This is a genomic window from Streptomyces sp. CRCS-T-1, from assembly GCF_024442335.1.
Lineage (GTDB): Bacteria > Actinomycetota > Actinomycetes > Streptomycetales > Streptomycetaceae > Streptomyces > Streptomyces koelreuteriae.
Map to the genome: position 1 here is coordinate 3444786 of NZ_CP101651.1, position 22084 is coordinate 3466869.

Consider the following 22084-nt stretch of genomic DNA (forward strand, 5'->3'; position numbering starts at 1 on the left):
CCCCCGAAGACGGCGAAGGCCGGTTCCCGTGACCTGGAGTCGCGGGAACCGGCCTTCGGTGTCCTCGGGGGCGGTGCTTACACGCCCGCGTAGGAGTGCTTGCCGGAGACGAAGATGTTCACGCCGTAGTAGTTGAACAGCCAGCAGCCGAAGGCGATGAGGGCCAGGTAGGCGGCCTTGCGGCCCTTCCAGCCGGCGGTGGCGCGGGCGTGCAGGTAGCAGGCGTAGGCGACCCAGGTGATGAAGGCCCAGGTCTCCTTGGGGTCCCAGCCCCAGTAGCGGCCCCAGGCGTCGCCGGCCCAGATGGCGCCCGCGATGATCGTGAACGTCCACAGCGGGAAGACGGCCGCGTTGACGCGGTAGGCGAACTTGTCGAGGGACGCGGAGGACGGCAGCCGCTCCAGCACCGAGGTCGCGAAGGTGCCGGGCGTGCCGCCGGCTTGGAGCTTGTTCTCGTAGGAGTCCTTGAAGAGGTACAGGATCGTCGACATCGCGCCGACGTAGAAGACCGCGCCGCAGAAGATCGCCGTCGAGACGTGGATGTACAGCCAGTACGAGTGCAGGGCAGGGACGAGCTGGTCGCTGGCCGTGTAGAGGACGGTGACGGCGAGGCCCAGGTCGAGCAGGACCGTGGTGACCAGGAACAGCCCGAGCCAGCGGACGTTCTTCTTCAGGGCCAGCAGCGCGAGGTACACGCCGACGGCGACCGTGGAGAACGTGATGTTGAACTCGTACATGTTGCCCCACGGCGCCCGCTCCACCGACAGGGCGCGGGTGAGGACACCGCCGAACTCGATCAGGAACGCGAGCACGGTGAGGGAGATCGCGATCCGGCCGTACAGGTCGCCCTGTTCGTCCCCGCCGGCCGCGCCGGGCCCGTCCGGTACGTCCCGCTGGCCGGACGCGGCCCGCACGGTGACCTTCGGCCGCTCCAGGACGGCGGTGCCGCCGGCCTGGTTCACGGTGACGGCCGGCGCCTTCTTCTTCGCGTCCGCCGTGGTGGTGAGCGCGGCGGCGGTCCGGGCCACCTTGCTGCGGCTGCCGAAGAGCCATTCGGCGATGTACGCGAAGAACGCCAGGGTGTAGACGGCCATCGACGAGTAGATCAGCACATTGCTGATGCTCGCGAGGTTCTCGTTGGTGGCGGCGGCCAGATCGGTTGCGGCGGCGAGAGTCATTTCTCAGCCCCTTCGGCAGGTACGGGGGTGTCTGCGGGGTCGTCGGGGTCGGGTGCGCCCGGGGCCTGGTCGTAGAGGATCCCCGCGAGGTCGCCCAGTTCCTCGGGGACCTTGGCGGACTCGCTGCGGCCGAGACCGGCCATCTCCACGACGGTGACGCCGTCGGCGCCCTTGACCGCGCGCACCCAGACGCGGCGGCGCTGGATGAACAGGGAGGCGGCGAGGCCGCCGATCGCGGCGATCGCCCCGGCGAGGGCCCAGCCGCCGCCGGGCTCCTGGACGACCTGGAAGCCGGCCCACTCCTTGACGGTCTTGCCGAAGGTGACCGAACCGGCGCCGTTCGGGAGCGTCATGGAGTCGCCGGGCCGCAGCAGCCTCTTGAACAGCTTGCCCTTGGAGTCCTTGAACTCCTTCATGTTGGTCTTGTCCATCTGGTACACGCTCTGCGGGATGCCCGAGTCGGCCCCGAGGTCGCCGTGGTAGGCGGACAGCGCGAGCAGCGGAGAGTCCAGCGCGGGGAACTGCGACAGCATCGTGCCGCTGGCGTGGCCGCCGTAGGTCGGCACGAAGAACGCGTTGAAGCCGAGCTGTTCCTTCTTGCCCTGGGCGTTGCGGTAGCCGTCGAGGACCTTGACGACTCCGGAGGAGGTGACGTTGGCGTCCAGCGGCAGCAGCGGTACCGCGTCCTCGTAGACGACCTTGCCCTGGGCGTCGCGCACGGTGATGACGGGGGCGTAGCCGTGGCTGACGAGATAGACCTTGGAGTCGCCGATCTCCAGGGGATGGTTGACCTTGACGGTGGTCTTCTCGTCCTTGCCGTACGGGCCCGCGCTGAAGTCGAGGGAGGCCTGGTACGTGCGCGGGGTGCCCTTGTTGGGGCCGGTGCGCTCGTAGGTGCCGGTGAACTTCTTCAGGTTGAAGCTGAACGGCACCAGGTCGTCCGACGAGAAGAGGTTGCCGGACTTGAAGTCGTCGTACTGGGTGAGCGTGTTGGAGAAGCCGGCGCCCTCGACGACGAGCTTGTTGCCCTCGGACTTGTAGAGCTGGCCCCAGGCGAAGGCGACCAGCATCACGATGAGGGCGATGTGGAAGACGAGGTTGCCCAGCTCGCGCGTATAGCCCTTCTCGGCGGCGACGGCGTCACCGGCGAGGTGGGCGCGGAAGCGGCGCTTCTTGAGCAGGGCGAGGGCGGCCTCGTGGACCTGCTCGGGTTCGGCCGTGGTGCGCCAGGTGGTGTGGGCGGGCAGCCGGGTCAGCCGCTTGGGCGCGCCCGGCGGGCGGCCGCGCAGCTGGCCCACGAACTGCCAGGTGCGGGGCACGATGCAGCCGATGAGGGAGATGAACAGCAGGATGTAGATCGCGGAGAACCACACCGAGCCGTAGACGTGGAACAGGCCGAGCTTGTCGTAGATCTCGCCGAGAGTCTCGTGGTTCCTGCGGAAGTCGGCGACCTTGGTCTCGTCCTGGCCGGACTGCGGGATGAGCGAGCCGGGGATCGCGCCGAGGGAGAGCAGCAGGAGCAGCAGCAGCGCGACCCGCATGGAGGTGAGCTGGCGCCAGAACCAGCGGACCCAGCCGATGACGCCGAGGGCGGGCAGGTTGGGCAGGTCTTCCTTGGGGGCGGTGGAGAGCTGGGAGCCGGCGGCGCCCAGGTCCTGGTCCTCACCGGCGGGCGGGGCCGGGTCGGGGGCGGTGGTCTTGCTCATCGATCAGATCCCCACAGTGAAGCCGTCGGACCAGACCTGCATCTCCTGCACGATGCGGTCCCACGCGCCGGTCAGCAGCAGCAGACCGGTCACGATCATCATGGTGCCGCCGACCCGCATCACCCAGACGTAGTGGCGCTTGATCCAGCCGAAGGCACCGAGGGCCTTGCGGAAGGCGACCGCGGCGAGCACGAACGGCACGCCCAGCCCCAGACAGTACGCGACGGTGAGGAGGGCGCCGCGTCCGGCGCTGCCCTGGTTCAGGGCGAGTGTCTGCACGGCGGCCAGCGTCGGTCCGATGCAGGGCGTCCAGCCGATCCCGAACAGCGCCCCCAGCACGGGAGCGCCGACCAGGCCGGCCGCCGGCTTGCGGTGGAAGCGGAACTCGCGCTGGGTGAGCCAGGGCATCAGCCCCATGAAGAAGATCCCCATGAGGATCATGAAGACGCCCAGCACCTTCGACAGGACGCCGCGCTCCTCCTGGAGCGTCTGGCCGAAGTAGCCGAAGAAGGCGCCGCCGGAGACGAAGACCGCCGTGAAGCCGAGCACGAACAGCGAGGCACCGGCGACCATCCGGCCTCGCCTGGCCTCGGCCAGGTCGGTGCCGCTGACGCCGGTGACGTACGACAGATAGCCCGGCACGAGCGGCAGCACGCAGGGCGAGAAGAAGGAGACCAGGCCGCCGAGCAGGGCGAGGGGCAGGGCCGCCAGCAGGGCGCCGTTGAGCACCGTGCCGTTGGGGTCCGTGACCGCGGCGAGGGCATTGACGTCCGTCACGTCACTTCTCCGCGACGACGGGCTTGAGCATCTTCAGCAGCCGTTCCTCGCTGAGCGCGGACAGCGAGCGGGCCGCGATCTTGCCGTCCCGGTCGAGGACGAGGGTGGAGGGGATCGCCTGCGGGTTGAGCGTGCCCTTGTCGAAGCGCAGCAGCAGCTTGCCGGTCGGGTCGTAGAGGCTGGGGTAGGTGATGTCCCAGTCCTTCTCGAAGGCGAGGGCGGCGCCGGTGGAGGTGTCGCGGGTGTTGATGCCGACGAACTGCACGCCCTTGTCCTCGTACGCCTTGGACACCTTGGCGAAGTACTTGGCCTCGGCGCGGCAGGGGTTGCACCAGGAGCCCCATACGTTGAGGACGACGACCTTGCCCTTGAAGTCGGAGACGTCGAGGGTCTTGCCGGCGATGGTCTTGCCGGACAGGTCGGGGGCGGGGGTGCGCTCGCCCTTGGCGACCGTGGAGGTGCCGTCGGAGCCGGTGACGAAGTTGGTGTTGCCGCCCCCGCCGGAGGTGCCGCCCGAGCCGCACGCGGAGACGAGCAGGGCGGCCGCGGCGGCACCGGCGGTCAGGGCGGCGCGGCGACGGACCCGGGGTGAGCGGGTGTTCCGGGTCGTGCGGGGCGAGCTGTTCGAGCCCAGGGGGGCGCGGCTGGCGGCACTCATGTGAAAAGTTTCGCATGCCCGTTCCAGGGCTCTCGCCCACCCCCCTTGTGGGCGGAAAACCGCATTTCAGGCAGCGTTTTGCGAGGGTGTCCCGGTCCCCTGCGGGGCCTTCTCGACGAACCCCTTCCAGCCACCGGCCGGTTGCTGCCCGACCTCGAGGGTACGGAGCCCCGCCAGCACCTCGGGCTTCTGGACGTCCAGCCAGTCCGTGAACTGGCGGAAGGAGACGAGGCGCACATCGGCGCCCTTGTCCTTCTCGCGCCCGATGTGCTTGAAGGCCTCCTCCACGGCGTCCATGTAGATGCCGCCGTTCCACTGCTCGAAGTGGTTGCCGATGAAGAGGGGCGCGCGATTGGACTCGTAGGCCCGCTGGAAGCCCTGGATGTACGCCTGGGTCGACTGCTTCCTCCAGCCCGGGTAGTTGTGCGCGGGTGCCTTTGTGGTGCTTATGGACTGATTTGCCAGCATGTTGTAGTCCATGGAGAGGACCTCGAAGCCCCGGCCGGGGAAAGGTATCTGCTGTAGGGGCAGGTCCCAGATCCCCTGCCGCTTCACGGGCCAGACCTGGCGGCCGCCGGGCGAGGAGGCGTCGTAGCGCCAGCCGAGCTCGCGGGCGGTGGGCAGCAGGTTGTCCTGGCCGAGCAGACAGGGCGTACGGCCGCCGACGAGTTCCTTGTCGTAGTCGAACGGCAGGGACGGCAGGTCGGTCCAGCCGCTGTTGGTGCGCCACTCCTTCACGAAGGACTTCGCCTGGTCGATCTCGCTGCGCCACTGCTGGGGCGTCCAGTTCTTGACCGAGCCGTGGGTCTCGCCGCAGAAGTGCCCGTTGAAGTGGGTGCCGATCTCGTGGCCCTCCAGCCAGGCCCGGCGGACGTACTTCAGCGTGTCCTTGACGTGCGCGTCGGTGAGGTAGCCGATGTCGGAGGCGCCGCGCGGGTTGTTCGGCGGGTCGTAGAGGCGCTTCTTCGACTCGGGCAGCAGATACAGCCCGGACAGGAAGAAGGTCATGCTCGCGCCGTGCTCCTTGGTCAGGTCCAGGAAGCGCGGGAACAGGCCGTTGCCGACCTCGCCGGCGCCGTCCCAGGAGAAGACGACGAACTGGGGCGGGGTCTGGCCCGGCTCCAGCGGCTCGGGCTTGCCGGGCTGGTGGGGCTGCTTGCCGGTGTAGGCGGTGGAGCCGTCGCCTATGGGGCGGGCGGTGGGCTTCGGACTGCTGGTTCCCTTACTGGGGGAACCTCCGGCATGGCTCGATCCCTCTGACCCGGTGAGGCCGCCGCATCCGGCGAGCGAGGCGGCGGCGGCTCCCGCGCCGATTCCGAGCATTCCCCTGCGGGTGAGAGCGCGCATGGCATCCCCGATTCGTCACGTCGTGCTGGTCACCCAGTCAGAGGACGTGACGAACGGGGAGGTTCCGCTGAAACTTGCAGATTCCGTAACGGAGCGGTCGGAAGCCGATCAGAAGCGAACAGAAAGGGCTTGTGTGCTTCCTGGGTCGGGTCAGGCGCCGAAGGCCTTGTCCTTCCCCTTCACCGGCTTGGCACCGGCGAGGAGATGCGCCGGGACGAGATCGCGGGCCGGCTCGGTGTAGCCGACGGAGACGATCCGGTCGCCCCGGAAGGTGAAGGTCGTCAGCGAGGCGAGCGTGCACTGCCGCTTGCGCGGGTCGTGCCACAGCCGCCGCCGCTCCACGTACGACCGCACGATCCAGATCGGCAGCTGATGGCTGACCACGACCGCCTCGTGCCCCCGGGCCCGGTCCTTCGCCGTGCTCAGCGCGCTCATCATGCGCACGACCTGATCGACGTACGGCTCGCCCCAGGACGGCCGCAGTGGGTTGACCAGGTGCTTCCAGTTGCCGGGCTTGCGCAGCGCACCGTCGCCGACGCCGAAGGTCTTCCCCTGGAAGATGTTGTCGGCCTCGATCAGCCGCTCGTCGGTGGCGAGGTCGAGGCCGTGCGCCTTGGCGATCGGCTCGGCCGTCTCCTGCGCCCGCTCCAGCGGGGAGGCGACGACATGGGTGACATCGCGGTCCGCGAGGTGCTCGGCGACCCGGTCCGCCATGCGCCGGCCCAGCTCGGAGAGGTGGTAGCCGGGGAGGCGGCCGTAGAGGATGCCGTCCGGGTTGGCGACCTCGCCGTGGCGCATGACGTGGACGACGGTGATGTCGTCGTTCGTGCCGTTGTTCTGGTCGCTCATGCCGTGGCCTCCGCGGCCGCGCGGGCCGCCGCCGGGAGGGCGTCGGCGATGCGCTGCACGGCACGCTCGTCGTGCGCGGTGGAGACGAACCAGGACTCGAAGGACGACGGCGGCAGGTAGACGCCGTCGGCGAGCAGCGAGTGGAAGAAGGCGGTGAAGCGGAAGGACTCCTGCGCCTTGGCGTCCTCGTAGTTCCTGACCGGGCGGTCGGTGAAGAACACGGAGAACATGTTGGAGGCGTGCTGCAGCGTGTGCGCGACGCCCTCCTTGGTCAGGGCGTCGGTGACGAGGCCCTGGATCTGCTTGGAGACGGCGTCGACCTTGGCGTAGGCGGCGTCGTCGAGCAGCCGGAGCTGGGCGAGGCCGGCGGCGGTGGCGATCGGGTTCCCGGAGAGGGTGCCGGCCTGGTAGACGGGCCCGGCGGGAGCGAGGTGGGCCATGACGTCCGCGCGTCCGCCGAAGGCCGCGGCAGGGAAGCCGCCGCCCATGACCTTGCCGAAGGTCATCAGGTCGGGGACGACGCCGTCGACCCCGAACCACCCGGCGCGGCTGGTCCGGAAGCCGGTCATGACCTCGTCGGAGACGTAGAGGGCGCCGTTCTCGGCGCAGATGTCCTTGAGCCCCTGGTTGAAGCCGTCCGCGGGCGGTACGACGCCCATGTTGCCCGGGGAGGCCTCGGTGATCACGCAGGCGATCTCGCCGGGGTGGGCCCGGAAGGCCTCGCGTACGGCGTCGAGGTCGTTGTAGGGCAGGACGACGGTGTCGCCGGCTTGGGCGCCGGTGACGCCCGGGGTGTCGGGCAGCGCGAAGGTGGCGACACCGCTGCCGGCGGCGGCGAGCAGCGAGTCAACGTGGCCGTGGTAGCACCCGGCGAACTTGATCACCTTGGCGCGCTGGGTGAATCCGCGCGCGAGCCGGATCGCGGACATGGTCGCCTCGGTGCCGCTGGACACGAGCCGGACCTGCTCCAGGGGCCCGACCCGGGCGATCATCTCCTCGGCGAGCGCGACCTCGCCCTCGCCGGGCGTACCGAAGGACGTACCGCGGGCGACGGCGTCCTGGACGGCGGCGATGACCTCGGGGTGCGCGTGCCCGAGGATCATGGGTCCCCAGGAGCACACGAGGTCGACGTACTCGCGTCCGTCGGCGTCCGTCAGATACGGGCCGGTGCCGGACACCATGAACCGCGGCGTGCCGCCGACGGCGCGGAAGGCCCGTACCGGTGAGTTCACACCGCCGGGCGTGACGGCCGCCGCACGGTCGAACAGAGCCTGCGAGGCCGGTGCTTCATACGGATATGCCAGTTCGCTCATGACCTGCGACTTCTCCGACCTTCTCCGACGTTGTCGGCTCCGGGTACCAGTGACCTGTTCCTTGACCGCTTCAGTGACCTGTTCAGGGTAGGCCAGGGGAGGTTACGGGGCGGACGGCGAGTGTGACGGGGCGGACGGCGAGTGTGAGCGAACCCGCATCCAGCCCGCGATTCCCGGCCGTCTGCGAGACTGGACCTGATACACACAGATCAAACGGCCCAGGGTGGTCAGAGGCTGCGAAGATCCTGCGGACAGATGTTTCGGCGCACGTTTCGCCGGGCGGTCGCGGGGGAGGTCACTGACACGATGATCGGGTTGCGCGGCGGGGGCGACGCGTCCTAGAAAAAGCAGTCGGGTGGAGATATGCATCGCGGTGGCGGACTGGGCGAGGGGACCGATGACCTGGGTCCTCGACGTGCCAGGCGGGGCAAGCACCGGCGCGAGGCGGAGGACACTCAGGAAACTCGTCAGACGCAGAGCCCGCAGAGTGAACCGGAGCGGTCCGACGGACGTACTGAACATCGGCTGGACGATCTTCGGGCTGAACGTCGGGGTGAGCGTCGCGTGGATGAATTTCAGGCTGAACACCGGGTGGACGATCTTCGTGCGGGGAGCAGGAATGGTGGCCGGGTGGGGGTGACGTACAAATACTTCGGCGCACCCGACGGTGCGACGGCGGCCCGCGTCCCGATCTCGATGCGCCCCGAGGAACTCGGCGGCGACGAACTCGGCATGAACGGCATGTTCACCAAGATCAAGCCGGAGACCATGGCGGCGATGGTCCTCACGGGCATCGAGGGCGTCCCCCTCCACAAGGTCCCGCCCCTGGAACTGGTCGTCCTCCACCCCGACTACGCCGTGGTCAAACTCCCCATGACCGTCGTCGACCCCCTCCGCGGCATCGGCGAGGAAGCGGTGGGCGCGGCGGCCTTCATCTGGTCAACGGTCCCGGACCGGGGTGGCCCGCGGGACGCGTTCAATGTCTACCAACTGCTGCATGAGTGGCAGGACTTCTCACATCGGTTGCATGAGGCGGGGCATCAGCCTTATTGCCTTGTGTGGCCTTGAGCTGGGAGCTCTGTGAGGGGTGAGTGATCGGGCGGGGTCTTCGGGCCTCGCCCTTTTGGATGGTGTTCCCGGTGCCGGGAGGCTCGGTTTGAGGGGCGGGCGGGGGCAGGCCGGAAGGCCGTCGCCTCACCTGGGCAGGGGCCACTGCGGACCGTCCGGGTTCCCCAGCCACACCACCTGAGCATCGCGGGAGACCGTCACACCGAAGGCGGCGGTACTCGGTGAGCCGTACTCCTCCCAGGTGGCCACCGCCGACTCGATCGCGTCCCAGAGTCGACGCGGCCCGCCCTGTCGGACCTGCCAGCCGTTGTCGGTGGGACTGAGCACGGCGAAGGAGCCGGTCGGGTTGTCGAGGACGAACGTGCTGACCGGGCCACCGTCGACCGGCATGGCGAAGAAGCGGGCGTCCGGCGCCGCGAGTTGCCCCATGAAGCCTGGACCTGCGCTGATGAGAACCTCAGGCCCGTACGTGGCTCTCCGCTGCGTTCCGTCGTCAGGCCCTGGGATCGTTCCGAGACTCTCCGGCGCGTCCTGCTGGCGGGCGATCATGAAGCTCGGTTCGTCCTCGCTGAACCAGCCGCTCGCGCTGTCGCCGGTGACGATGAGCTTGACCAGGCCGAGTGAGCGCATCCAGCCGCGCAGGGTGGTGAGGATGACGCCGCCGGGCCGTACCTGCTCCAGCCACGCAGCAGGGATGCTGCGGAAGCCACAGGTGGCGATCAATCGGTCGTACGGGGCTCCGCGGAGGTGACCTGCGCGTCCGTCCCCCACTGACAGGTGTGGAAGGCAGCCGGACCGGGCGAGCGCCTGGCGGGCTCGCCGCGCCACACCTTCGTCCGTCTCGATCGAGGTCACGGCTTCACTGCCCAGCCGGTGGCACATCAGTGCCGTGGAGTAGCCGGTGCCCGTGCCGATCTCCAGCACGCGCAGCCCCTCGTGCACGTCCAAGTCTTCGAGCATCCGCACCACGAGGCTCGGCAGCGTCGACGAAGAGGTGGGAGCCGCGTTGCTGATCGGCTTCGGATCACTCCAGTCGATGTCCCGACCGTCGAACTGCGTAATCCAGGTCTCGTCGCTGTAGACGAGCCGGAGCCACTCCTCCTGGCCGACGATCTCCTGGGTGACCGGCTCCCACGTGGTGACGCCGAGGCCGTCACTCTCTCGGTAGAAGCGGGGGACGAAAGCGTGGCGCGGCACGATCTCGACAGCCTCCCGCCACTCCGGTGACCGCAGCCGGCCGTCCTTCTCCAGCCGGTCGGCGAGCTGCTGCCGGAGGCCGGCCGCGGCCGTCTCGATACCGGGCTCACTGGTCACGAAGCCCCTCCTTCCAGGAGGTCGGCGAGTGCGGCGGTCATCGGCAGACCGGTCGGCGGCTCCATCCATGCCCACTGTCCGGAAGGGTTGCACTCGATGAAGATCCAGTCGCCGGAGTCGGTCAGAGCGAAGTCGAAGGCCCCGAAGACGAGCCCGAAGTGGCTGAGGTAGGCATGCATCGCCAGCTCCACTGCGGGCGGCACGCGGACCGGGGTGTAGGTGTGGGTGCCGTAGTCGGTCCGCCAGTCGAGGAGCCCGGAGTCGATCCGCACCGCGAAGGTGTGCTCGCCGATGACCGTGACTCGGATGTCCCCGACCTTGTCCACGCGCTTCTGGAAGAGGTGCATGGTGCCGGACACGGACTCGTCGATGTCTTCGGCGGCCACCTCGCTGACCGGGACCGTTTGGGCCTTGCCTTCGACCAGGTAGAGCGGGACCGAGATCGGCTTGAAGACGGCAGGCCCGTGCCGCTTGATGAATGCTCGGGCGTCGGCCGGGACGTTGGTGATCAGCGTGGGCGGCAGCATGAAGCCGGCCTCCGCTGCGGCGGCGAGCCCTGACGGCTTGTACTCGGCGTCTCCGATGCGGTGGGGGTGGTTGACGTACAGGCAGCCGGGCAGCGAGGTCAGGATGCCGCCCAGTCCGTAGCGGGCCTGGGCCACGGCGAACCGCTCGTCCTGCTTGTCCAGGTGGGGGAAGGTGAAGCCCGAGGGGCGGCGGTAGTACATGGACCGCACCGCCCCCAGGTCGGCTCGCCTGCTGGGCGTCCGCACGCTTCCTCGCCAACTGTCGCTGTCCCCGATGACGGCCGAGCACGACAGGGTGGCGGGGAAGTCGCCGGAGTCGAACCGCACGACTGGGACGTCCCGTTCGTACAGCTCGTCGATCACAAGGTCGGCGGTCGGGTCGTCAAGGTTCGTGACGACCAGGACCGGACGATCGTCGTTCGTCACCGGAGTCACTGGTCGGTGTCGTTCCCCGTGTCGCTGTCCGGGGAGTCGCTATTGCGGTCGCCTTGGCCCGTGGTGCCCGTGGCGGGGTTCGTGCCGGAGGAGGTGCCGTGTCCCGGGGACAGGGCCGGCGCTCCGGAAGCATCGAAGTAACGGGCGGTCTGCGTCGCCGGATCCAGCTCCACGCTCGCGTAGTCGGGGCTCTCGACCGCCGGGTACGGGGCGATACGGCGCAGGCCCCAGGGAGGGGCCGTCAGGTGCCCCTGCGGAAGAGGGCTACCGGTGGGGAATCGGTCCATGTAGTTGAACACGGTCGTCCTTTCTCTGCGGAGAGTGCTGGTGTTTCGACTACTGACTTCGCGAATCTCGTGGCTCAGGATCTGGCCGGCACTTCCAGCTCGGCCCACACGACCTTGCCCCAGCGCTTCCGGTCGTAGCCCCATCTCCAGCTCAGGGCGTCGATCAGGAGCAGGCCCCGTCCGTTCTCGGCGTCCTCGCCTGGCCTGCCAAGCTCAAGGTCTTTCCTGGAGGTGTCGGCAACGCCGATACGCACCACACGGTCAGAGGGACGTGTGATCAGAACACGGACGCTGCGGCACCGGGTGTGCTGGAAAGCGTTGTTGAAGAACTCGGCCACGATCTGCACCCCAGGGTCGGCCAACTCCCCTATGTCCCAGGCGTTCAGAGCGGCGATGACCAACAGGCGGGCCCGGCGGGCCGATTCCGGCTCGCACGGCATCGTTTCGGTGTAACCGGGTGCACCGGTCGCAGTGGGTCGGGCTGCGGTCATGGACACAGGAACTTCCCTCCGGGGGAAATCAGGGCGCCTCGACGGGCTGACACCGAGTCAACGACCAGTGCCCCGTGCGGAACAGGAAAGGTCGCGCTTCAACCGGCCACCTCGAACCGGAAGACTTTGCGTTCCCGTGACCTCGGGTCTGGCTCACTCGGTGACCCTCGGTCTACGGTCGGTGACATGGGAGCGAACGCCGTTCTGAAGAGCCGGATGGACGAACTCGGGCTCACACAGGAAGAACTGGCTGGTCGGATGAACGCTGCGCTGGCAGAGATCACCGGCAAGGCCGGCGACGTATGCGCCCGGACCATCCGCAACCTGCTGAACGGAACCTCCCGCCGCCCCATCGGACGTACGTGCGCGGCGCTGGAGCGGGTGTTCGACTGCCCCGTCGAGGACTTAGGGTTCAGCGCACCACGCTCCATGCATCACCCGCAGGAGGACCCTGTGCGGCGTCGCACCTTCATCGCCTCGGCCACCGGGACCGCAGCCGCCGCGGTTCCTCTGGTGACCCAGCGTCGTGCGGTCGGCATGTCAGACGTGGCCCGGGCCGCTGACGGAATGAACGCCCTCGTCGATGCGGACGACCGCCAAGGCGGGCACGCCGACCTGGAGAAGGCCGCTGTCCAGGGCCGCGACAGCGTCCTGGAGCTGCAGCAGCGCAACGCGGGCGAGCGCGTCCGCCGAGCCTTGTACGCTCTGGCCGCCGAGTACTCCACCATCGCCGCCTGGTCCTGCATCGACGCCCGCAACCTCGACCAGGCGCAGCGCCACCTCAACGAGTCCGCCACCTACGCCGGCCTCTCCCAGGACGGCACCACCGAAATGCGAGTGTGGGTCAACCTCTCGATGCTGGCCTACCAGCGCCAGAACTGGCCCGAAGCACTCGCGGCAGCCCAGGCCGCACAAGCCTCCTCGGCTGCTCGACGTGACCCGTTCTTCGACTCGCTGGGGCGAGTCCGCGTCGCTCTCGCATACGCGGCCCTCGGTGACGGCCATGCGGGCCTGCGCTCTCTGGGATCGGCCCAGGACACCTTCACCAGGGTGGCCGACCGCGACCGCCCACGCTGGACGGCTTTCTACGGGCAGGCCGAACTCGACCACCTCGCCGCGATCGTCCAGTTCAACAGCGGACGCCACCCTCATGCCGAAGCCTTGGCACACCGCGCTCTGACCAGAATCCCGTCCGCCTTCCGGCGCAACAGGGCCCTCGCGACCGCCCAACTCGCCCTCGCACAGCTCCACCAGGGAGAAGCCGAACAGGCCACGGCCTCAGCCACCGACGTCTTCACGATCATGGGTGGCGGCCAGCTGCCCGGCCGTATGCGCACCCTCATCGGCGACTTCCACCGGGGCCTGTTCGTCATGGCCCCCTCCGCCTCCTACGCACGAGACTGGGCCGACCGCATGCGCACCGAATGGAGCCGAGCGTGACCGACCTGCGTCACTTCCAGCACGGAACCCTCCCCGAGGCCTTCCGGCAGATGCTCATCGACGTACACGCCGACGCCTACGCCGAACAGATGGACGACCCCTTCCACCAGCGCTTCGCCTGGTTCGTCGACCACTGGAGCGGCATGGACGGCTTCTCCTGTGTCGTCGCGTACGACGCGGACGAACCGGCCGGTTTCGCCTATGGCGCTCCGCTCGCACCCGGCCGGGAGTGGTGGCGGTCCACCGGCTACGAGCCGGACGGCGGCCGCACCGCCACCTACGCGGTGTCCGAGGTGATGGTGCGTCCGAGTTGGCGCAAGCAGGGCATGTCCGAGCGGCTCCACGAAGCGCTGCTGAAGGAACGCGCGGAAGACCTCGCCGTGCTCTTGGTCGACGTGACCCACCCCAAGGTGCGGGAGCTCTACGAGTCGTGGGGCTACGCCGAGGTCGGCGAGCAGCAGCCGTTCGCCGACTCTCCGGTGTACGCGGTCATGGTCAAGGCTCTTCGAGGTTGACCGCCTCGAGGCCGTGACCGGTTCCTTCAGGCGATCGCGTAATCGCCGATCGCCGGTTCGAGGAGGTCGAAGGCGCGGGCCGCCTCCTTCGCGATGGTCGTGGCGATCTCGTCGTTGGTGTGGCCGGCCAGGGTCAGGTTCTGGATGCGTTGGAACAGGACGCGGTGGACGGCGCCGAGCAGGCCGGCGATCGTGCGGGCGGTGATGTCGTCCGGCTGGGTGCCGGCGGCGTCGGCGAGGGCCTCGGCCAGTGCCTGTTCGCGCTGGTCGTGCAGGGTGCGGAGGCAGGCCGACAGGGTGGGGCTGTCGGTGATCATGCGGGAGAAGTCCGGGCCGGCGAATCCGGCGACGGGGTCCTGCGCGGCGACGGCGGTTTCGAAAGCGCGGCGAAGTGCCGCGAGGGCGGACTCCCCCGGGTGGCGGGAGGTCACGGCGTGCGCCAGCGTGGCGCTGAACTCTTCCTGGTGGTCGAGGGCCAAGTCCTCTTTGCGCGCGAAGTAGTTGGTCACCGTCTTCTTCGCGACGCGGGCTGCCGCCGCGATCTCGGCGATGGTGGTGTGCTCGAAGCCCTGCTCGATGAAGAGCCGTGTCGCATGGTCGGAGATCAGCTGTCGCGTCTCCTGCTTCTTCGTCTCCCGCAGACCCAGCGCACTCGCTGCGGCGTTCGGCGTCGTCTCCATGAGGAGAATCTTACCTCGGTAGTAAAAATATGTTTACGGCGTCGATCGCACGGAAGTAATGTTACTACCGGCGTAAGATTATTCCGAGCAGCCTGGATGAGGAGCCCCTCTTGAGGATCACCGCCTCCACCGTCTCCCTCACGGTCGAAGACATCGCGGCCTCCCGCGACTTCTTCACCGAGCACCTCGGCTACCGGGAACAGGCCGCGGCCGAAGGATTCGTCTCCCTGACCCGGGACGATGCCGCCGTCGACATCGTCCTGCTCCGGCGGGGCATCGACGTCCTGCCGCCCGACCAGCGCGACCGGCACGCCGGTGGACTGATCCTCGCCTTCACCCTCACCGGCCTCGACGCCGAGGAGAAGCGGCTGCGTTCCGAGGGCGTCGACATCACGATGCCGTTGCGTGAAGAGCCGTGGGGGGAACGCCTGTTCCAGGTCACCGACCCCAACGGGGTCGTCGTCCAGTTCGTCGAGTGGATCACTCCGGACCACTCCTGATCCCCCGGCGCCGTACGACCGGATCGTGCAGACCGAGAAGAGAGAGCACCGCATGCGAAAGCTCGTGTACTACATCGCCACCACGCTGGACGGTTTCATCGCGGGCCCGGACGGCGCCGATCCCTCCGGCCCGGACGGCTTCTGGCCGATCCCCGAGGACTACATCAAGCACCTGGTGACGGAGTATCCGGAGACCTTGCCCGCCCCCGCCCGGGCGGCGCTGTCCGTCACCGCGCGGGGCACGCACTTCGACACCGTCGTGGAGGGGCGCCGCACCTACGAGATCGGTCTGAAGGCCGGTATCACCGATGCCTACCCCCACCTGCGTCACCTGGTCTTCTCCCGGACCCTCACCGAGAGCCCGGACCCGGCCGTCGAACTGGTCGCCGGTGACCCCGTGGAGAAGGTGCGGGAGTTGAAGCAGGAGGACGGCAAGGACATCTGGCTGATCGGCGGCGGGGAGCTGGCCGGTGCCCTGTACGGCGAGATCGACGAGCTCATCCTCAAGATGGCACCGCTGACCATCGGCGCCGGGATCCCGCTCTTCTCCCACCAGACCGCCTTCGATCCGCGCGGTTGGGAGCTCACCGGCCACACCGTGCTCGACAGCGGCGCGGCCTTCGTCACCTACGCACGCGCCACCGGCCCCGACACCCCGGCCGCCGGGAACTGAGGTCGGCCGAGCCCCTGCCTATGACCAGGGCAGGACCAGCGCACCCCAGGCGACGACGGGGCCGAGGGCCACGATGCCGCCGGTGTAGCCGATGACCTGACGGTAGAAGCGGCGGGCGTCGACGCCGCGGGCGTTGGCCAGGACGAGGGCGCCGTTGGTGGAGAAGGGGGAGGTGTCGACGATGGTGGTGGACACGGCGAGGGCGGCGATCAGCCCGGCGGCGCTGAGGTGGCTGGAGAGCAGCAGCGGCACGGCGATGGGGATGATCGCGGTGAGGATCGCGGTGGAGGAGGCGAACGCCGAGGTGACGGCCACGGTGAAGCACAGGAGCAGGGCGACGACGAGCGGTGCGCCCAGGCCGGCGGCGTGCTCGGAGATCTCCTCGATCACCCCGGCCTTCTCCAGCATGGCGATGTACGTCATCATGCCCGCGACCAGCAGCAGCGTGGCCCAGCTGATGCCGTCGACGGCCTTCTCCTGCCTCTTCATGTCGACCAGCGCCAGCAGGGCACCCGCGACCAGGGCCAGGAAGCCGATCTCCAGCTGGAAGCCGAGCGCGCCCACGACGAGGCCGAGCAGACAGGCGAGGGTCAGCCACTGCCGCCAGTCGGGCCTGCCGGAGGCGGCGGGGTCCTCGTCCTCGTCCGCCGTCTCGTCCTGGTCGAGCAGCGGGACCGGGCGTTTGGCCAGCAGGACGTACGTCAGGAGCGACAGCAGCAGGTTGATCACGAAACTGGCGGTGAACAGCGCGACCGGCGAGACGTGCAGGTCCGTCTTGTCGACCATGCCGAGCACCAGCGCACCGGAGACGGCGAGCGGGGAGAACGCTCCGGCGTGGCCGCCGCTGATCACCATCATGCCGACCACGAGCGGGTTCAGCTTGTAGCGGTAGGCGAAGTTCATCGCGATCGGCACAAGGATCGCCACGGCGGCGGGGGTGAAGGTGCCGAACGCCGTCAGCAGCGCGGCGACCAGGAACAGCACCCAGGGGATGAGCGCGACCTTCCCGCGCACCAGCCGTACTCCCGCCGCGACGAGCAGATCGATGGTGCCGTTGCGGCGGGCGACGGAGAACAGGTAGGTGACGCCCACGATCGTCACGAACAGCTTCACCGGGAAGCCCTCGAAGATCTCGTCCTCGGTGAGGCCGAGCGAGGCGGTTCCGACGGTGAAGGTCGCGACGAAGGCGAGAATGCCCAGATTGATCGGGAGCACGGTGCCGACCACGAACATCACCAGCAGTGCGCCTATGGAGATCACTTCAGGAGACATCTTTGTTCCTTGGTGCGGGGAGGGGACGGGAGAGCGCGCCCCGGGGGCGCGGGGCTGCCCCGGGGCGACGGCTGGGGGGACCGTCCGGGGAGATTCATCCCGGTTCAGGCGGCGTCGCGCGCCCCTGACTCCGGTACGTAGATACGTGCGTCGGCGAGCAGCCGGGCCGCCCGCTGCACGGTGACGCGGTCGGGGACGCCGTCGCGCAGGTCCGAGCAGCGGACGGCCACGACACCGGCGGGGGTGCCCAGGCGCAGCCACTCACCGGTCGGCCCGCCCGCGGCCCGGGACACCACGGTGTCCTTCAGCAGGCCCGCGGCCGCGACGGCGACCGCGGAGGTGAGGCCGATCGCCGGGTGGGGGGCGTTCATGGTGAGCATGCGGACCGAGACGTCGTAGTCCTCGGCGGTGAGCTGCTCGCCCAGCGTGGTGGTGTACGGCACCGGGGGGCCGATCAGGCCGACCTTGGGCACCGCGTCACCGGGCTCCTGGCCCGGGGTGAGCAGTCCCATCAGCGGCGCGGCGGTGTGGCGGACCGTGCGCAGCCAGGGCACGTCGGCACGGACCTGGTCCAGGGACTCGGCACCGGAGCGGCCGGCGCCCGGGGCGTCCACGAGGACCACGGGGGCGCCCGCGTCCACCATGGTCACCTGCTGCGGCTCCCCGGTGCCGAGCCGCAGTTCCTCGGTTGCCCGTCCGGTGGGCAGCAGGGAGCCGGTGGTGCCGCCGGCCGGGCTCAGGAAGGTGAGCCCGACCGCCACGCCGCCCGCCCGGGTGCCGGGCACGGTCTGGTCGCCGAAGTGACGCACCACGCCGCCGGTGGTGTCCACCACCCCTTCCAGGACGGCGCCGGTGTTGCTGTTGCGCATCACCACGCGCGTCAGGTCACCGCTGATCGGCACCAGACCCTTGGCGACGGCGTACAAGGCGATGCCGGTGGCGCAGTTTCCGCAGTTGCTGGTCCACTCGATCGTGCCGGTGCCGATGCCGACCTGCGCGAACAGGTAGTCGACGTCCACACCGGGCGTGGGGGAAACGCCGACGACGGCCGCCTTGGAGGTGGTCGGTGTCGCTCCGCCCACCCCGTCCAGTTCCACGGGGTCGGTGGAGCCGTACGCGGCGACCAGGAGTTTCTCCAGCGCACCGCGTTCGGTGGGGACATGGACCTGACTGAACAACCAGCATTTGCTGGTGCCACCACGGACCAAGGTCGCGGGAATGTGCACGGCTGAGGCTCTTCCTGGTTCACAGACGGAAGGGGAAGGCCGGGGCGGACGGTTACGGGTGCGTTGCGTCCCGGTGAACCGCTCCGGCGAATGCGAAGACCTTCGCAGCCGCAAGACTTGGGCACAATGGCAGTTTTCTTCACCTCGGTTAAGCGTGGCTAAACTCGCAGGCATGCTCAACGTGCGTCGCCTGCTGCTGCTCACCGAGGCCGCCGAGCGCGGCTCGCTCACCGCCGCCGCGGAGGCGCTGGGCATGACCACATCAGCCGCTTCCCAGCAGATGTCCCAGCTGGAACGGGAAGCCGGACAGCCCCTCGTCGAACGGTTGCCACGCGGCATCCGCACCACCGCCGCGGGCGCCGCGCTGGCCGAGCGCGGTCAGGCCATCCGACGCGAACTACGAGCAGCGGAAGCCGACTTGGACGCCTTCGCCGACCTGGACCAGGGCACGCTCAGGCTCGGCTCGTTCCCCACCGCCAGCGCCTCGCTGCTGCCGCTCGCCCTCACCCGGTTCAGCCGCCGCCACCCCGGTGTGCGGACCGTCGTACGCGCCGGGGTCCTCGACCAGTTGCGCGAGATGCTGCACACGGGAGAGGTCGAGCAGGCGCTGCTCTGGGACTACGAGTGGAACCGCGTCAACGACGACGCCCTGGCCCTCACGCACCTGCTCGACGACCCCACCGTGCTGGTCGTCCCCGCCGACTCCCCGCTGCGCACCCTGCCCTCGCTGCGCCTCAGCGATCTCGCCGACCAGGAGTGGATCACCCGCGCCGACAACCACCCCGTCGCCGACGTGCTGCGCCGCAGCTGCCACCGGGCCGGGTTCGAACCCCGCATCGCCTACGCCTCACACGACTACCAGGAAGCGCAGGCCATGGTCGCCGCCGGCCTCGGTATCTCCCTCGCGCCGCGGCTCGCCCTCACCAGCCGCCGCAGTGACGTCCGCCTGCTGCCGTTCGGATCCGACGTACCCGCCCCCACCCGCCGCATCCTGCTCGCCCGCGCCGCGTCACGCGAAGCCACACCGCCCGCCCGGGCCATGGCCGACGTCCTGCGCGCCGTGGCACAGAAGTTCACCGGGGCCGACCTGGACCGCACCCAGCTCGGCGCGGTGCGAAGGGGCGGGCACGGGCGCGCCTGACCTGGCCGCCAGGACGTCACCGTAGTCGTCGGGGAACGACGTTGGCCCGACAGGAAAGGCCTGCCCCGGATGCCGCACGGGACAGGCCTTTTCTCATCATGTCCGGGGGTGTGTGGCCCCGGCGGGCTGTGCTCAGGAGCTGACGAGGCGGCGCACGTTGTCCGCGGCGCCGGGGCTCTCCTTCAGGCGGCGCGCCCGTTCTTCCAGGAACGCGCCGCCCAGCTCTTCCCGACGATCCATGGCGACGTTCTCGCGTGCTCCGTTGAGGATGGTGCGCTCTTCCTCGTCGGTGTGGTGGGTGATGGCCTTCACGAGCTCTTCCAGCTTCTCGTCCCACTCGGCGGAGCCGACCTCGTCGACCTCCAGGAGGTCGAGAAGGGCCTGGTTGCCTTCCTCGTGCTCCTCCTCGCCGTGGTCGAGCTCGTCGTCGTCGATGTTCTCGTAGCGCTTGAGGGCGGGGTACACCTTCGTTTCCTCCGCCAGCGCGTGGGCGACCAGCAGATCGGCGAACTCCCGCAGGGCGGCTGCCCGGTCGGCTTCCACGCTGCGCATACGGTGGAAAAGATCCTCCATTCTTCTGTGATCCTGGAGAATGAGTTCGACGACGTCTCGTGTCTCTGCCATGGAACGGGCATCACTTTCTTACGAAGGAATGCGTACGCGGGGTCAGCTCACCATCGGTACCAACGGCCGCGGCCGCCACCGGCGTTGGTGGAGCGCATGACGAAGCCGAGCAGCCAGAGAACCAGGACGGCGACAGCCACCCACCAAAGAATCTTGACGGCGAATCCGGCGCCGAAAAGGATCACCGCGAGAAGCAGAACGAGAAGCAGGGGAACCATAGTTATCAACCTCCTGACCTCCGTGTGCCCAGCGCCTTCACCGCCATTCCCGAATAACTCCTTGTTTATGAAAGGAAAGCCGGGGCATTTCAATGGGGTTTCAGTGCCGGACGAGGCAGAACGGATGCCCGGCGGGATCGGCGCAGACCCGCCAGCCCCGCCCGTCGGAACCCTCGTCCAGCAGCCTCGCCCCCAGGGCCAGCACCTGTTCCTGGGCTCGGTCCAGGTCCGCGACACCGAAGTCCAGATGGAACTGCTGGGGCCGGGCCGAGCCCGGCCACTGCGGCGGCAGGTAGTCGGCCACCCGCTGGAAGGCGAGGACGAGCCCCGACGGTGTGTGCAGGGTCGCCCAGTCGTCGCCGACGGCCCATCGCCGGTCCTGTTGATTCACGGCTCCGCCGAGCAATGCCTGGTAGAACTCGGCGAGTTCCCTCGGCTCGGTACAGTCCAGCACCACACACTGCAGGTCAGCGATCACGGGCTGATCTTAGGCAGTAGCGGCAGTAGCGGAGGGTGGATCTGATGCGTGAAGAGCTCGTGGCCCGGGCCATCAGTACCCCGCGGCTGGATCTGCTGCCGCTGCGGGTCGAGCATGCCGAGGAGATGGCCGGTGTGCTGGCCGATCCGGCCCTGCACGCCTACATCGGCGGCGAGCCGGACACCCTGGCCGGACTGCGCTCGCGCTACCGGCGTATGACCGCCGGCTCTCCCGACCCGGCCGTCTCCTGGCTGAACTGGGTCATCCGGCTGCGTGAGCCGTCCTGTCTGACGGGCACGGTCCAGGCGACGGTCGGGCCCTCGACTGTCGGGCCCTCGACTGTCGGGCCCTCGGCTGTCGGCCCCTCCGACCGCGGCCTCGTCGCCGAGATCGCCTGGGTGGTGGGGACCCCGTGGCAGGGGCGTGGCATCGCCACCGAAGCGGCCCGGGGGCTGGTCACCCGGCTCGGTGAGCAGTCCGTGCACACGGTCGTCGCCCACATCCACCCCGACCATCGGGCATCCGCCGCCGTGGCCACCGCCGCCGGGCTCGCGCCGACCGATGAATGGCACGACGGCGAGATTCGATGGCAGGGCAGCATCGGACCACGTCCCGCCGTGTAGCCGAGCGAACCCGCTCAGTCCTCCACGCACTTGGGGGCCTTCGAGCCCCGATCGGTGTGGCTGGAGGTGTAGGCCGCCGGTGAAAAGCAGTTGACCGCTCCCGGCCGCACTCGGGCACGATCACGGTTCCGCTCGCTGCCATGAAGGAGTTCCGCCCGTGCCCTCCGCCTCCTTCCCGGACCTGACCGTCCCCGGCACCTTGGTGATCGGCACGCTGTACGCCGACGGCCCGGACCGGCAACAAGCATTCGTGGACGCCGAGTTCGACTCACTCGCGTCCCCGCCCACCGGGCTCGCCGATGTGAGCTGGTTCCTCGGCACGGACGGGGAGACGGTGCTGACGCTCGCCCAGTGGGCCGACGACACCGCGGTTCCGCCTGCCGGTCCGCCCCGCTACCGGCTCTACCGCAGCCTCACCGAGGAGCACGAGACACGCGTCCCGGGCTGTCTCGTCGCCGCCGCCTTCGACGTCGACGGGCCCGAGCGGCAGCGCTCCTTCACCGACGTGGTGATCGCCGCCCAGCCACGCGAAGGCGGCCACCCCGGGGCGATCTCGGCTCACTTCCTGCACAGCGTCGACGGCAGCCGGGTCCTGCTGTACACGGAGTGGACCAGCGCCGAGGCCCACCAGGAGGCCGCCGAGGCCGGGGGTCATGACAAGGCGCACGAGCTGTTCTCGGGGACGCCCGGGGTGCGGCTCACGCGCGGGGGCCGGTTCCACCTGCGTCGCACGCTGCGCTGAGG

The 22084-nt window shown here is 69.2% G+C and carries 25 protein-coding genes; 8 read left to right on the forward strand and 17 right to left on the reverse strand.

Annotated features, from left to right (window positions below):
- Window positions 1-77: 77 nt before the first annotated feature.
- From ccsB to hemL, 7 genes are all read right to left on the reverse strand, one after another.
- Entirely contained in the window at window positions 78-1178 is a 1101-nt protein-coding gene (gene ccsB, locus NNW99_RS15325; RefSeq protein WP_215119710.1) for a c-type cytochrome biogenesis protein CcsB, read from the reverse strand.
- Window positions 1175-2884, reverse strand: coding sequence for a cytochrome c biogenesis protein ResB (locus NNW99_RS15330; protein ID WP_215119711.1), 1710 nt, complete (start codon window positions 2882-2884; stop codon window positions 1175-1177). Before NNW99_RS15330 ends, ccsB begins: the two co-directional genes overlap by 4 nt.
- A gap of 3 nt (window positions 2885-2887) precedes the next feature.
- The gene (locus tag NNW99_RS15335; RefSeq protein ID WP_215119712.1) at window positions 2888-3661 is read right to left on the reverse strand and encodes a cytochrome c biogenesis CcdA family protein; all 774 of its coding nucleotides are present in this window, start codon (window positions 3659-3661) and stop codon (window positions 2888-2890) included.
- Window position 3662: 1 nt separating this feature from the next.
- Window positions 3663-4319, reverse strand: a complete 657-nt coding sequence (locus tag NNW99_RS15340) for a TlpA disulfide reductase family protein (RefSeq protein WP_215119713.1) — start codon at window positions 4317-4319, stop codon at window positions 3663-3665.
- A gap of 66 nt (window positions 4320-4385) precedes the next feature.
- On the reverse strand, window positions 4386-5666 hold the full coding sequence (locus NNW99_RS15345) for a polysaccharide deacetylase family protein (RefSeq protein WP_215119714.1): 1281 nt from the start codon (window positions 5664-5666) through the stop codon (window positions 4386-4388).
- 150 nt (window positions 5667-5816) lie between these two features.
- Complete coding sequence (locus NNW99_RS15350) at window positions 5817-6515, reverse strand: histidine phosphatase family protein (RefSeq protein WP_215119715.1); 699 nt, start codon at window positions 6513-6515, stop codon at window positions 5817-5819.
- Window positions 6512-7828: a glutamate-1-semialdehyde 2,1-aminomutase gene (gene hemL, locus NNW99_RS15355; protein ID WP_215119716.1), complete on the reverse strand. Its 1317-nt coding sequence runs from the start codon at window positions 7826-7828 to the stop codon at window positions 6512-6514. The genes NNW99_RS15350 and hemL overlap by 4 nt, the downstream gene beginning before the upstream one ends.
- Window positions 7829-8458: 630 nt before the next feature.
- Between hemL and NNW99_RS15360 the strand changes: the two genes are divergently transcribed.
- The gene (locus NNW99_RS15360; RefSeq protein WP_003974483.1) at window positions 8459-8896 is read left to right on the forward strand and encodes a hypothetical protein; all 438 of its coding nucleotides are present in this window, start codon (window positions 8459-8461) and stop codon (window positions 8894-8896) included.
- A gap of 126 nt (window positions 8897-9022) precedes the next feature.
- Here NNW99_RS15360 and tgmC read toward each other — a convergent pair whose 3' ends face one another.
- The 4 genes from tgmC to NNW99_RS15380 form a co-directional block, all read right to left on the reverse strand.
- A complete protein-coding gene (tgmC, locus tag NNW99_RS15365; protein ID WP_215119717.1) occupies window positions 9023-10210 on the reverse strand; it encodes an ATP-grasp peptide maturase system methyltransferase in 1188 nt (395 codons plus the stop codon).
- On the reverse strand, window positions 10207-11163 hold the full coding sequence (gene tgmB / locus NNW99_RS15370; RefSeq protein ID WP_215119718.1) for an ATP-grasp ribosomal peptide maturase: 957 nt from the start codon (window positions 11161-11163) through the stop codon (window positions 10207-10209). The genes tgmC and tgmB overlap by 4 nt, the downstream gene beginning before the upstream one ends.
- 5 nt (window positions 11164-11168) lie before the next feature.
- Window positions 11169-11471, reverse strand: a complete 303-nt coding sequence (gene tgmA, locus NNW99_RS15375; protein ID WP_215119719.1) for a putative ATP-grasp-modified RiPP — start codon at window positions 11469-11471, stop codon at window positions 11169-11171.
- 62 nt (window positions 11472-11533) lie between these two features.
- Window positions 11534-11950: an ATP-binding protein gene (locus NNW99_RS15380; protein ID WP_215119720.1), complete on the reverse strand. Its 417-nt coding sequence runs from the start codon at window positions 11948-11950 to the stop codon at window positions 11534-11536.
- Window positions 11951-12136: 186 nt separating this feature from the next.
- Between NNW99_RS15380 and NNW99_RS15385 the strand changes: the two genes are divergently transcribed.
- Together NNW99_RS15385 and NNW99_RS15390 are read left to right on the forward strand one after the other, a co-directional pair.
- Complete coding sequence (locus tag NNW99_RS15385) at window positions 12137-13390, forward strand: helix-turn-helix transcriptional regulator (protein ID WP_215119721.1); 1254 nt, start codon at window positions 12137-12139, stop codon at window positions 13388-13390.
- Complete coding sequence (locus NNW99_RS15390) at window positions 13375-13905, forward strand: GNAT family N-acetyltransferase (RefSeq protein ID WP_215119722.1); 531 nt, start codon at window positions 13375-13377, stop codon at window positions 13903-13905. The genes NNW99_RS15385 and NNW99_RS15390 overlap by 16 nt, the downstream gene beginning before the upstream one ends.
- A 26-nt stretch (window positions 13906-13931) precedes the next feature.
- Here the strand turns inward: NNW99_RS15390 and NNW99_RS15395 are convergent, their stop codons facing one another.
- Complete coding sequence (locus NNW99_RS15395) at window positions 13932-14585, reverse strand: TetR/AcrR family transcriptional regulator (protein WP_215119723.1); 654 nt, start codon at window positions 14583-14585, stop codon at window positions 13932-13934.
- 110 nt (window positions 14586-14695) lie between these two features.
- On the opposite strand from NNW99_RS15395, the gene NNW99_RS15400 reads away from it, so the two are divergent.
- Both NNW99_RS15400 and NNW99_RS15405 read left to right on the forward strand, forming a co-directional pair.
- On the forward strand, window positions 14696-15085 hold the full coding sequence (locus NNW99_RS15400; protein WP_215119724.1) for a VOC family protein: 390 nt from the start codon (window positions 14696-14698) through the stop codon (window positions 15083-15085).
- A gap of 52 nt (window positions 15086-15137) precedes the next feature.
- Window positions 15138-15758, forward strand: a complete 621-nt coding sequence (locus NNW99_RS15405; RefSeq protein WP_215119725.1) for a dihydrofolate reductase family protein — start codon at window positions 15138-15140, stop codon at window positions 15756-15758.
- A gap of 18 nt (window positions 15759-15776) precedes the next feature.
- On the opposite strand, the gene NNW99_RS15410 is transcribed toward NNW99_RS15405, so the two are convergent.
- Together NNW99_RS15410 and NNW99_RS15415 are read right to left on the reverse strand one after the other, a co-directional pair.
- The gene (locus NNW99_RS15410) at window positions 15777-17030 is read right to left on the reverse strand and encodes an SLC13 family permease (RefSeq protein ID WP_251057810.1); all 1254 of its coding nucleotides are present in this window, start codon (window positions 17028-17030) and stop codon (window positions 15777-15779) included.
- A gap of 104 nt (window positions 17031-17134) precedes the next feature.
- On the reverse strand, window positions 17135-18256 hold the full coding sequence (locus tag NNW99_RS15415; protein WP_215119726.1) for a PrpF domain-containing protein: 1122 nt from the start codon (window positions 18254-18256) through the stop codon (window positions 17135-17137).
- Between the two features lie 172 nt (window positions 18257-18428).
- Between NNW99_RS15415 and NNW99_RS15420 the strand changes: the two genes are divergently transcribed.
- Window positions 18429-19397 carry a LysR family transcriptional regulator gene (locus tag NNW99_RS15420; RefSeq protein WP_215119727.1) on the forward strand — a complete coding sequence of 323 codons (969 nt, stop codon included), beginning with the start codon at window positions 18429-18431 and terminating at the stop codon, window positions 19395-19397.
- A 132-nt stretch (window positions 19398-19529) separates the two neighbouring features.
- On the opposite strand, the gene NNW99_RS15425 is transcribed toward NNW99_RS15420, so the two are convergent.
- The 3 genes from NNW99_RS15425 to NNW99_RS15435 all read right to left on the reverse strand — a co-directional run bounded on the left by NNW99_RS15425 (window position 19530) and on the right by NNW99_RS15435 (window position 20717).
- Entirely contained in the window at window positions 19530-20021 is a 492-nt protein-coding gene (locus tag NNW99_RS15425; protein WP_215119728.1) for a hemerythrin domain-containing protein, read from the reverse strand.
- Between the two features lie 47 nt (window positions 20022-20068).
- Entirely contained in the window at window positions 20069-20239 is a 171-nt protein-coding gene (locus NNW99_RS15430; protein WP_215119729.1) for a hydrophobic protein, read from the reverse strand.
- Between the two features lie 100 nt (window positions 20240-20339).
- Window positions 20340-20717, reverse strand: a complete 378-nt coding sequence (locus tag NNW99_RS15435) for a VOC family protein (RefSeq protein WP_215119730.1) — start codon at window positions 20715-20717, stop codon at window positions 20340-20342.
- A gap of 44 nt (window positions 20718-20761) precedes the next feature.
- On the opposite strand from NNW99_RS15435, the gene NNW99_RS15440 reads away from it, so the two are divergent.
- Window positions 20762-21340, forward strand: a complete 579-nt coding sequence (locus NNW99_RS15440) for a GNAT family N-acetyltransferase (RefSeq protein WP_215119731.1) — start codon at window positions 20762-20764, stop codon at window positions 21338-21340.
- A 157-nt stretch (window positions 21341-21497) separates the two neighbouring features.
- A complete protein-coding gene (locus tag NNW99_RS15445) occupies window positions 21498-22082 on the forward strand; it encodes an antibiotic biosynthesis monooxygenase (protein WP_215119732.1) in 585 nt (194 codons plus the stop codon).
- The last annotated feature ends 2 nt before the right edge of the window (window positions 22083-22084 follow it).